Genomic DNA, 12113 nt, shown 5'->3' with positions numbered 1-12113 from the left:
CAACATCATGGTGGATCAGTTGAACTCCTTTGCCTCGGAAGTAACGCGGGTGGCGCGCGAGGTCGGCACCGAAGGCAAACTGGGCGTACAAGCCGAAGTACGCGGCGTGGCAGGCACTTGGAAAGATTTGACTGACTCTGTAAACTCCATGGCAGGTAACTTGACGGCACAGGTACGGAACATTGCCGAAGTCACGACGGCGGTGGCAAACGGCGACCTCTCTAAAAAGATTACCGTGGATGTGAAGGGTGAAATTCTAGAGTTGAAAAACACCATCAACACCATGGTGGATCAACTCAGTTCCTTTGCCTCAGAAGTAACGCGGGTGGCGCGCGAAGTCGGAACCGAAGGAAAACTGGGCGTACAAGCGCAAGTTCCGGGCGTGGCTGGCACCTGGAAAGACCTGACCGACAACGTTAACTCAATGGCAGGAAATTTAACTGGACAAGTGCGAAATATTGCCGAAGTGGCAACCGCGATCGCCAACGGTGACCTCTCCAAAAAAATTACAGTGCAAGTCAAAGGTGAAATTTTTGAACTGAAAAACACCATTAACATCATGGTCGATCAACTTAGTTCCTTTGCCTCAGAAGTAACGCGGGTAGCGCGTGAGGTAGGAGCCGAAGGCAAGCTGGGTGTGCAAGCTGACGTACGGGGTGTTGCCGGAACCTGGAAGGATTTAACCGATTCTGTAAACTTCATGGCTGGGAGTTTGACGGCACAGGTGCGGAACATTGCGGCAGTAACAACGGCGGTAGCGAACGGCGACCTCTCCAAGAAGATCACGGTCGATGTTAAGGGCGAAATTTTGGAACTGAAGAACACCGTCAATACCATGGTGGATCAGTTGAATTCCTTTGCCTCAGAAGTGACGCGGGTGGCACGAGAAGTAGGGGCTGAAGGCAAGCTGGGCGTACAAGCCGAAGTGAGCGGCGTGGCTGGCACCTGGAAAGATTTGACCGACTCTGTGAACTTTATGGCGGGTAGCTTGACGGCGCAGGTGCGGAATATTGCCGAAGTCACGACGGCAGTGGCAAACGGCGACCTGTCCAAAAAGATCACAGTGGACGTAAAAGGCGAAATCCTTGACCTGAAAAGCACCATCAACATCATGGTGGATCAGTTGAACTCCTTTGCCTCGGAAGTAACGCGGGTGGCGCGCGAGGTCGGCACCGAAGGCAAACTGGGCGTACAAGCCGAAGTACGCGGCGTGGCAGGCACTTGGAAAGATTTGACTGACTCTGTAAACTCCATGGCGGGTAACTTGACGGCACAGGTACGAAACATTGCCGAAGTCTCCACAGCGATCGCCAACGGCGACTTGTCTAAAAAAATTACCGTGGACGTGCGCGGCGAAATTTTTGAACTGAAAAACACGGTCAACACCATGGTGGATCAACTCAGTTCCTTTGCCTCAGAAGTGACGCGGGTGGCGCGGGAAGTGGGAACTGAGGGTAAGTTGGGGGGACAGGCGCAGGTGATGGGCGTGGCTGGCATCTGGAAAGATCTGACCGATAACGTGAACTCAATGGCGGGCAACCTGACGGCGCAAGTCCGAGGCATCGCTAAAGTCGTGACAGCAGTCGCAAACGGCAACTTGAAGCAAAAGTTGATGCTGGATGCCAAAGGGGAGATTGAAACACTGGCAGACACCATTAACGAGATGATCGACACGCTGGCAACCTTTGCCGACCAGGTCACGACCGTGGCACGAGAAGTGGGCATTGAAGGGAAATTAGGAGGTCAGGCGAAAGTGCCTGGCGCATCGGGAACCTGGCGCGACCTGACCGATAACGTCAACGAACTGGCAGCGAACCTCACGACTCAGGTACGAGCGATCGCTGAGGTAGCAACCGCTGTGACCAAGGGCGATCTGACACGGGTGATTGCCGTTGAAGCGCAGGGCGAGGTCGCCATTCTGAAAGATAACGTCAACCAGATGATTGCCAACCTGCGCGAAACCACTCAGAAAAATATTGAGCAAGACTGGCTCAAAACCAACCTGGCAAAATTCACCCGGATGTTGCAGGGGCAACGCGATCTAGAAACTGTCTCCAAGCTCATCCTGTCCGAACTGGCTCCGTTGGTTTCTGCGCAGCATGGTGTTTTCTACCTGCTAGAAACCAGCGAGATCCAAGCATCGTTCCTAAAATTGCTGAGTACCTACGCCTACCGAGAGCGCAAGAGTCTGGCAAATCGCTTCTATCTTGGTGAAGGACTGGTCGGGCAATGTGCGCTAGAGAAGGAGCGTATTCTCATTACCGAAGTTCCTCAAGACTACATCAAAATTAATTCTGGATTGGGTGAAGCCTCGCCCATGAACGTTGTCGTATTGCCCGTTCTGTTTGAGGGACAAGTGACAGCCGTGATCGAACTAGCTTCCTTCAACCGCTTCAATGAAATTCACCTCACTTTTTTCGACCAACTGACCGAGAGTATTGCGATCGTTCTCAACACGATCGCCGCCAGTATGCGAACCGAGGAACTGCTAAAACAGTCTCAATCTTTGGCAGAAGAAATGCAAGGTCAACAAAGTGAACTCACCGACACAAACCGACGCTTGGAACAACAGGCTCAATCTTTAAAAGCGTCAGAAGATTTGCTCAAGAGTCAGCAGGAGCAACTGCAACAGACTAACGAAGAACTGCAAGAAAAAGCAGAACTATTGGAGCTACAAAACACAGAAGTAGAGCGAAAAAATAGCGAAATTGAACAGGCAAGACTGTCTTTGGAAGACAAAGCTGAACAATTGGCACTCACCTCCAAATATAAGTCTGAGTTTCTGGCAAATATGTCCCATGAACTGCGGACACCCCTTAATAGTTTGCTAATTCTGGCACGACTATTGTCTGATAACACTGAGACTAACCTGACTCAAAAGCAGGTGGAATATTCCCAGACCATTTACTCTGCTGGAAATGACTTGCTAGGGTTAATTAATGATATTCTCGACCTGGCAAAAATCGAATCGGGCACCATTTCTGTCGATGCTGAGCAAATCTTGTTTGCTGATCTGCACGTCCATCTAGAGCGCACGTTCCGTCAAGTTGCGATCGATCGCAAACTCGATTTCTACCTACGTTTCAGCGAACAACTCCCTCAAACCATTTATACCGATATTAAACGGCTGCAACAGGTATTGAAGAACTTACTGGCGAACGCCTTTAAATTCACTGAGCGAGGTCGGGTGCAATTAGACATTGACATAGCAACAACAGGCTGGAGTCCTGAAAAAGCTAGCCTCAATGAGGCAGATTGCGTCATCGCTTTTGCTGTCACTGATACTGGAATTGGTATTGCAGCGGACAAGCAGCAAGTAATTTTTGAAGCCTTTCAACAAGAAGATGGAACGACCAGTCGTCGCTATGGAGGAACAGGCTTGGGTTTGTCGATTAGCCGCGAAATTGCCCAACTGCTGGGCGGTGAGATTCGTTTGGTGAGCGAATTGGGTAAAGGTAGCAGGTTTACGCTCTACTTGCCGCTGACTTATTCTATTGGACAGGGGAGAGAGAGAGGGAACAGTCTGAGCGCTCAGTCGAACGCAAGACGAATGGAGGGAGATCGCCGATCGCTCATGCCAAACAGTTCTACGCCCCAAGCGGGTATCCCATCGATCGCCCTGAGCCCGACAGAGGTTGTCGCCCCAACCGTCCTCCCAAAAATCCAACAAGTCATTCCAGTGACCACCACTCAGGTCGGTACGTTTTCAGCCGATCTGATGCTGGAAGACGATCGCGTCTCTATTCAAGCCAACGATCGAACCCTACTCATTATTGAAGACGACCTCAATTTTGCTCGTATCCTGCTCGATCTGGCACGGCAACATAATTTCAAAGGTTTAGTTGCCACCCGAGGAGATGTGGGGCTACAAATGGCACAAGAATTTCAACCCTCTGCCATCATGCTAGATATCCGGTTGCCTATTCTAGATGGTTGGACAGTGTTGAACTATCTCAAGCAAGATCCTACGACTCGTCATATTCCTGTTCACATCATGACTGTAGAAGATGGGCAAAATCGCAGCTTGCGACAAGGTGCGATCGCCTATTTGCAGAAACCCGTTAGCAGTGAATCTCTCCTCAACGCTCTGGCAAGCATGAAAGAGTTTGTGGAACGGTTGGTGAAAAACCTGTTGGTGGTCGAAGACGACGAACTGCAACGCCAAAGTATCGTTGATTTGATTGGGAATGGCGATATCAGCATTACGGCGGTTGCAACTGCCGCCGAAACCCTAAGCGCTATCCGTTCCCAGCAGTTTGACTGTGTCGTGCTCGATCTGCTGCTGCCCGATGCCAAGGACTTTGAACTACTCGAACAAATCAAACGTGAACCCAACTTAGGTCGCCTGCCAGTCATTGTCTATACAGGCAAAGAGTTAACGGCTCAAGAAGAAGCAGAACTGCGCCGACTGTCTGATACGCTGATCTTGAAAGATGCGCGATCGCCTGAACGCCTGCTCGACGAAACGAGCCTGTTCCTCCATCGAATTCAGGCAAACCTGCCCGATCGCCAACGGTTGATCCTAGAACAACTGCGGCGTAACGACCCGATTTTGGCAGACAAAAAAGTGCTAATTGTAGATGATGACGTTCGCAACATTTTCGCCCTCACCAGCCTGTTAGAGCGCCAGCAAATGCACATTCTCTACGCCGAAAACGGCAGAGATGGCATCAACCTATTACAAGCAAATCCTGATATTGATATTGTATTGATGGATATTATGATGCCCGGCATGGATGGCTACGAAACCATGCAAACGATCCGGCAGATGAGTCAATTTGCTCGCTTACCCATGATTGCTCTCACGGCAAAAGCGATGAAAGGCGATCGGGAAAAGTGTCTAAAGGCAGGCGCAAGCGATTACATCACCAAACCTGTTGAAATGGAACAACTGCTGTCACTGCTACGAGTTTGGCTCTTACAATCTGGTGACTAGGGGCTGAAGCCCTGGGGGACAGTTAAGCCTTCAGCCTCACTTCTCTCTGTTCGACTGACGTTCACATTCTCCACACTTTATTCTCCTTACCATGTCCTCTGAACTCAAAGCCAACATCCTTCTAGTTGACGATCGTGTAGAAAACTTGATCGCCCTGGAAGCCATTTTGTCTAGGTTGGGGCAGAACCTGGTGACAGCCCGATCAGGAGAAGAAGCACTGCGATGTCTGTTGAATCAAGATTTTGCTGTGATTCTGCTAGATGTGCAGATGCCAGGGATGGATGGATTTGAAACCGCTTCCTTAATTCGGCAGCGAGAGCGATCGCAGCAAACACCCATTATCTTTGTCACCGCTTTTAGCACCAACGATCAGTGGCAGATGAAGGGCTATGCCTTAGGAGCAGTGGATTATTTGCTTAAACCCGTCAATCCCGAAATTCTCATTTCCAAAGTCGCGGTATTTGTCGAGTTGTTCAAAAAATCCGAGGAAATCCAGCGACAATCGGCAGAATTAGCGGTGCAGAAGATTGAGATTATCCAGGAGCAGCTAGCTCGTCAACAGGCAGAGTCTGCCAACCAGATGAAAGACGAATTCATGGCGATCGTCTCCCACGAACTGCGAACCCCGCTGAACGCGATCTTAGGCTGGTCAAAACTATTGGTAACAGACAAACTGGATGCGCTCGCAGCTCGTCGTGCTCTCGAAACTATCCATCGCAATGCCCAATCTCAGGCACAACTCGTTGAGGACATTTTAGATGTTGCCCGCCTGACCAGCGGCAAAGTGCAAATTCGTCAGCACCCGATCAATATAGTCAATTTAATTTCAGAAGAACTGGAGTCCATCCGTCCTGCCGCAGACGAAAAAGGCATTCAACTGACCACTGAGCTTACATGCGATCGCTGCATTGTCAACGGCGACATTCAGCGTTTACAGCAAGTTCTTAGAAATTTACTCTCGAATGCCATCAAGTTCACGCCAGAGGGTGGACAGGTCGATGTGAAGTTAAATCAAGTAATGGGCAGGGAGTCAGGGGGAAGCGGGAGACAAACGCCACAACCTACGACGCGGCACCCGTTACCCCTGACTGCATTTGCTCAAATCATTGTAACCGATACCGGAATAGGCATTGACCCAGATTTTTTGCCCCAGATTTTTGAATACTTTCGCCAAGCAGATTCATCCTCCACCCGTTCTCACGATGGGTTAGGACTAGGGCTGGCGATCGTTCGTCAACTCGTTGAGCTTCACGGCGGTAGAATTGACGCTGCTAGTAAGGGCAAGAATAAAGGCACGACCTTCACGATCCTTTTGCCGTTACACACTACAACCTCTCAACCCGACACCTCGTCTCAGAGGTCAACCCCGGAGTTGTTACCCGGCAGCCTGGTACTAGAAGATATTTCCGTTTTGATAGTCGATGACAATTCTGACAATCGGAGCTATTTGGCGACGGTGCTGGAGATCGCTGGGGCTAAGGTAACTGCGGTGGCGAGCGGACAAGAGGGGATGGATTGCTTGCAACACGCTCAGCCCGATGTATTGTTAAGCGACATTGCTATGCCTGACGAAAATGGTTATGAACTCTTGCATCGAGTGCGGACGTTTGAACAAGAACAAGGGGTGAGAACTATTCCGGCGATCGCGCTGACTGCCTATACTAAGCCAGAAGATCGACATCAAGCCCTCTCAGTCGGCTTTCAACAATTCCTCTCCAAACCCATTGATCCAACTCAGTTGATTGAAGCCGTAGCAGAAGCAGTCAGAACAAAAGTCGGAAAACTGCCAGCCCTCTAAACACCCAGAAAAGATTCGACAGAAAAGACTCGACAGTATGATCGATGAACAGGATTGATGAATAACGGGAGGCGATCGCTCTGACACAGAAAGATATCAAAATCAAAGTCTGAAGAATTGGGTTATCTGCCACATCTTAACCCTAATCAATTACCTAATTTTAGCCATCAAAACATAAGAAGCTAACTATCGTATCAGAACAGGGAAAGAACTTTCTGAATTACCTGTGCATTAAAATTTTCAGGGAATCGATGTCGCTCCTGAACATGATCGAGAAAAAAAGTTTTTGGATAATAGGAAAGACTAGACTCTAGTAGATCGATCTTTTGTAGTAATGGTTCAATCTGACAGATTTTATCAGCATGACGAGACTTGATGAGAGTGACCGCATTGCTAAGATGTCGTCCTTCATCTTGCATTACCAGATGTCCTACCCGTGCAAATTCTCTACCATAGGGTTGATAAAATTCCGTGATATCTTTTCGGTAAGAACAGACAGATCCCATCTCGTCAAACATTAAACCCACTAAGATCGTAAATTCATTCTCAACCAGGAATGAAATCGGTTCAATCTCATGTACCCGATCGTAGTTACAATTGTCGATCGCGGCGATCGATAAATCTGACACAAGGTGGTATATCTTTCGTAACGCGTAGTAGTGCCGGAGTTCATCTCTGAGCCAGAACTCAACCATTATCATGAATTCTGTCGAGAATTCAGAACTGCGGCTTAAAAGGTGTTCATAGAGGGACAAACTATCCCCCTCGGAGAAGACATCCCTGCTCAGGAGATCGATAAACCCTGCCTGTGTCGCAGCTTCAACAGTTGGAATCTTGAACTCATCAGGAATAAATTCGTCTACAGTCCAATCGCTGCTCAAAATTGGAACTCCCTTAGCGTCATGAACTTGTAGTTTCATTGCTCATACCCCGTAGACTTATGTAATTAGCAAACTATCGCTCACGATATGAGGAATGATTAAGCAGTGCCGTCCGGTGATGGGGTTTGTATCTCCACGTAAGACTAGACCTGCTGGCGTATCACCCACAATCCACGAGCCGACAACGAAGTGATAGCCAAAGTACTCAGGCAAGGGTTGATATTGCTGAATAATGAACCCCTCGCGCTCATAACCTCTGGCATCGCGGGAGTGAACTGCCCCGGCTATCCCGTCTCCTGTTTCAATGGAAACGCCAACACCTTCCAAACCAGTCAGGGGTTTCTTGACATGCATTTGTACCAGCAACTCGGTTGAGGCGATCGAAATTGTGTCTCTAAAAAAAGTAGGCAGCAAGAATTGACCATAGACGGGGTGGTTGTGAAATAATTCCCACATCCAGACCATGGCTCCTTTATTGCTCAAAATTTGTTTCCACAAGGGTTCCAAAATTTTGACATCACCCGAAAGTAACCGTGCCGCCAGAGCTTTATCAGCGTTGAAAGATTGGGCTGCAAGCTGTAGATCCAGCCAATCGACAATTTTCCATAACCGAAAAATGCGATTGTTAAACTGATCGACAAAAAATCCGTCCTCATCAACTCCTAGTTGTTGCCGCAGTCCGACAAGTTGGGTAAAAAAGCGATCGCCCCCCAACTCTTGGTTAATAATTTCAACCAACTGCCCTGCCATTTCCGTATCTTCTGGAAAGTTTTCATCGATCAACAAGCTGAGTCCAAAGTTCTTTAAGTCGTATTGGCGACTCAGAATCCGAAACTGACCTGCAACCTCGTCCCAGAAGCTGTTGCATTGATCCGCATCTTCAGGGAGCGATCGTATTTTTCCAGTCGATCGTCTCATATCCTCGAACCAAAGCCACTGATAGACTGTCTCTGCACCCAATAGCGGGGTTTCGCCATTGATCTCCAAGAGGCTGATTCGTCCCTGCTCTGTGACTGCCAGATCAAAGCGGGTGTAAAGGGACAGATCTTCTTCTGGGTCAACGCGATCCCAGGAGACTTGAATCACCTCCCAAAAAGCTGGTGGAATAGCAAGTTTTTTCAACCGATCCTCTAATCCATTGGCAGAAAAAAACCAGTCTAAAAACTCTCGACACATGTCCCACAGGGCTGTGGTCGCGTCCCAGAGCTTAGTCTCCTCTTCACGCGAGAACATAACGCCAAAGGGACGAGGCAGCGCCTCCACCCAGTAGCATTGTTTGATGTCTGTTAACGGCTGGCATTGGTAGGCATTGTTCAATATGTGTTGTTGCCAGTTGTGTCGTTGCGGAACTAAAAATGGATACATACCTATGACCCCAGTCAAGTGGGCTGAAAGTCGACAATTTGCCTAGAGAATTACCCTAAAAAACCGTAGGAATCATTTACCTCCGGCACCCCTAGGGGCTGTGGAGCGAACAGAATTCCCAAAGTTGCCTCTTCCTTTGATGGTGCCTTGAGCCGCGTGACCTTTGGGGCGGGTCGGGATGGTGGTACTGCGAGAAAAATATCGAGACTCTAACGGTACGCCTGTCTGCGGAGATGCAATCTGGATTCTAGCCGGAGTCACAATCCCGGCAGTGGAGCGGTAAACGGGTTGCACCGGATAGACCGTGTAGCGAGTAGTACCCACATAAATACTGTTTAAATTAGAGCCATTACCAACGTCATCTACGAAATAGAAGCCGCCGAAATCGGGTCGCCATCCAAGTGCCCCGATGCTGAGGTCAAACACTTGTGAGCAAATGCCTGCTGTATCCTCTTGGCATTCTGCCTGCGAGCGATAGACCGGAGCAACCCGTTCATATTCCTGGAATGCATATTGGAATTGAGCCTGGCATTGTTCCTGAGACATAGCATTCTGACGGGCGATCGCGTCTATGATGCATTGTTGCTCAGAAGCATAGTAGCGCACATTCTGATACGGATTAAGGAGGTCGTAGGCAAGATAGCCTAAACCGCCAACAACGAGTACACCCGATGCAATCAGGAGGTAACGGATTGTTGTACTGCGATTGTTATCTTGAGTCATAGCAAATCTGCGATGTTAACGTCTCTCCTCCTTAAAATCAGCAGTCTAGGTCAGCAAACACGGTTAGCAGAACATCTTGCCTGCAAACCTTCTTAGCGCCATTTGCCGATGCTGAACTATGCCTGCACTACCATCGTCTACTAGGTTTTCTAACCTCTAAAATCTTAAGCTCTTCAGAGAAATTTGCTCAAGATTATCGACCAAGGTATAGGAGACATTGCTACAATCTGGGCGGTGTTTCAGTAAAGCAGCAGTGACATTCTAGAGGAGAAGAGGTTGCCACAAATTTATACCATGTTGAGATAATCGGTTTCACGCTTAGTAGAGAAACCCTGATCGTTCTCAAAGAAATTAGCTCAACCCAATCTTAAGAGTCGATCGCTACTGCCTAATTCCTAAAAAGGAACAACTGATGGCGATCGACAAACTCAGTTTCTCAAAATCTGTCACAGAATAGATGACTTGGGGTTACCCCTTAATATTGGGCAATGCCGACTTATGCGCTGGTTTCGTTTGGCGGTTGGTCAAGTAGTTAACTGTAAGTAGAGTTAGACCGATTAATGCAAACGAAAAAATAGTGGTTAGAGTTCCTAACGCGTATAAGGCAGGAGACGTGACATTAGTTGTCATTCCAAAGATTTCTAGAGGAAGAGTATTAGTATCACCGGATGCTAGAGAAGTGCGCGTGAACTCATCGTATGACAGCGTAAAACTTAGCAATGCCACACCTAAAACACTAGAAGCAATCAGAGGAAAAACAATCTGCCAAAATGTGGTGACATCGTTAGCGCCCAAGTCACGGGAGGCTTCCTCGTAAGCTGGGTTAAATCGTCCAAAAATTCCTAGCATAATCAAGAAAGCAAACGGAATTGTCCAGGTCAGATGCGCTCCCAAAGCTGAGGTGTACCAAGCATTTTGTAGACCTGCCAAGTTGAATACCACTGCAATTCCTAAGGAAATTAAAATGCTAGGAACGATCAGGCTGGAAATGGTGAGGTAAAAAATCAGACTGGCTCCTCTAAATCGGCTACGAAATGCCATGCCTGACATGACGCTAAAGATGCCGGTCAGTGCCATGACTATCAACCCTAACCAAAGCGATCGCCAGAAAGAATCGACAAAGTTGCCAACCCGTTGTTCCTCAAATACAGACTGCATCCATGTAAAGCCAAACCCTTTCATTGGAAAAGTCAAATTGCCTTCAGGACCCTGCAAGGACAGGATAAAAATAGCAGACATGGGGCCGTAGAGAAATAAGACAAACAGTCCAAAGAACGCTGCCAATAAATAATAAGATAATGGGCGTTTTTTCTTTTCCATAACTCTCCTACAGTTCTTTACGAATATCAACCACGCGCAAAATAGCAGAAACCAGAATCAGCGTAATGATCAGCAGGATGACTGCGTTCGCCGCAGCCAGGGGATATTGCAAACTACCAATCTGGTTTTTAATCAAATTTCCGACTGAGGCAACCTGTCCACCGCCCATCAGTCGTACGGTGGCGAACTCTCCCATGACTAGAGTGATGATAAAAATGGTGCCGATCGCAATTCCTGAAGCTGATAATGGCAGGATAATTTCCTTCTGAATTTGAAAGGGCGAAGCCCCTGCATCTTCTGCTGCCGAAACCAGCGATCGATCAATTCGCATCATGCTGTTAAAAATGGGTGCCACCATGAATAGAGCATAAAGATGCACCATTGCCAAAATCACCGAAAAGTCAGAGAAAAGAAACTTTTCAATGGGTTGATCGATCAGGTTTAATCCCATCAAGGCTTGGTTCAGCAACCCTTCCCGACCCAAGAATGGAATCCAGGAAATCATCCGAATAATATTAGATGTCAAAAATGGAACCGTGCAAACCAGAAAGAGAATCGTCTGCCACTTTGAATTTTTAATGTGAAACGAAAGAAAATAAGCAACGGGATAACTAATCAGCAAACAAAGGAGCCAAACAATTGCCGTAAACTTAAACGTGTTGAGATAAGTTGCAACTGTCACCTTCGATGTAAAAACCGTGATGTAATTTGCTAGCGTAAAGCCAGGAACCATGGAATAGCCGTTAAAGTTCCAGAAGCTCACAATGATGATGGCTGCGATTGGTAAAACCAAAAACAGTAGTAGAACGATTGTCTGGGGTGATACCAGCAGGTAAGGCTGAAGTCCTTTCCAGCTAAACGGCTTAGTTCGACTAGAACGGGCTGGCTGGAGGGGCGTTGGGATGTTGGGAGTGGCTGTCATGGTATTTAGCTTGGCTGTGGAGATTAAATTAAAAGGCGAACTTTGTGATCAGATTAATGAAGATCTTCAGTCCAATCACTCAATTCGCCTTCAAAGGTTAGACGTTCATAACATCGTTATAAATTGAAATCTCAACCGTTAAGACCTTCTTTAAGATCTAAGAGATCT

Annotated in this window: 7 protein-coding genes and 2 pseudogenes; 4 read left to right on the top strand and 5 right to left on the bottom strand. The window is 47.8% G+C overall.

Annotated elements, in window-relative coordinates; all coding sequences use genetic code 11:
* Positions 1–7: 7 nt before the first annotated feature.
* From KME11_11510 to KME11_11495, 4 genes and pseudogenes are all read left to right on the top strand, one after another.
* Positions 8–577 (top strand): annotated as a pseudogene (locus tag KME11_11510) (HAMP domain-containing protein).
* A 177-nt stretch (positions 578–754) separates the two neighbouring features.
* Positions 755–3481 (top strand): annotated as a pseudogene (locus tag KME11_11505) (HAMP domain-containing protein).
* 69 nt (positions 3482–3550) lie between these two features.
* Positions 3551–4936 carry a response regulator gene (locus KME11_11500; GenBank protein MBW4515841.1) on the top strand — a complete coding sequence of 462 codons (1386 nt, stop codon included), beginning with the start codon at positions 3551–3553 and terminating at the stop codon, positions 4934–4936.
* 91 nt (positions 4937–5027) lie between these two features.
* Positions 5028–6734 carry a response regulator gene (locus KME11_11495; GenBank protein ID MBW4515840.1) on the top strand — a complete coding sequence of 569 codons (1707 nt, stop codon included), beginning with the start codon at positions 5028–5030 and terminating at the stop codon, positions 6732–6734.
* A 194-nt stretch (positions 6735–6928) separates the two neighbouring features.
* Here the strand turns inward: KME11_11495 and KME11_11490 are convergent, their stop codons facing one another.
* The 5 genes from KME11_11490 to KME11_11470 form a co-directional block, all read right to left on the bottom strand.
* Entirely contained in the window at positions 6929–7654 is a 726-nt protein-coding gene (locus KME11_11490) for a hypothetical protein (GenBank protein MBW4515839.1), read from the bottom strand.
* A gap of 18 nt (positions 7655–7672) precedes the next feature.
* Positions 7673–8980: a glutathionylspermidine synthase family protein gene (locus tag KME11_11485; GenBank protein MBW4515838.1), complete on the bottom strand. Its 1308-nt coding sequence runs from the start codon at positions 8978–8980 to the stop codon at positions 7673–7675.
* Between the two features lie 72 nt (positions 8981–9052).
* Entirely contained in the window at positions 9053–9703 is a 651-nt protein-coding gene (locus tag KME11_11480; protein MBW4515837.1) for a DUF1190 domain-containing protein, read from the bottom strand.
* A 468-nt stretch (positions 9704–10171) separates the two neighbouring features.
* Positions 10172–11023 (bottom strand): ABC transporter permease, encoded by an 852-nt coding sequence (locus tag KME11_11475; protein MBW4515836.1) that lies wholly within the window; start codon positions 11021–11023, stop codon positions 10172–10174.
* Between the two features lie 7 nt (positions 11024–11030).
* Complete coding sequence (locus KME11_11470; protein MBW4515835.1) at positions 11031–11927, bottom strand: ABC transporter permease; 897 nt, start codon at positions 11925–11927, stop codon at positions 11031–11033.
* Positions 11928–12113 lie beyond the last annotated feature (186 nt).

Origin of the sequence: Timaviella obliquedivisa GSE-PSE-MK23-08B (assembly GCA_019358855.1) — a bacterium.
Taxonomy (GTDB): domain Bacteria; phylum Cyanobacteriota; class Cyanobacteriia; order Elainellales; family Elainellaceae; genus Timaviella; species Timaviella obliquedivisa.
This window is presented reverse-complemented; position numbering and strand designations above follow the sequence as displayed.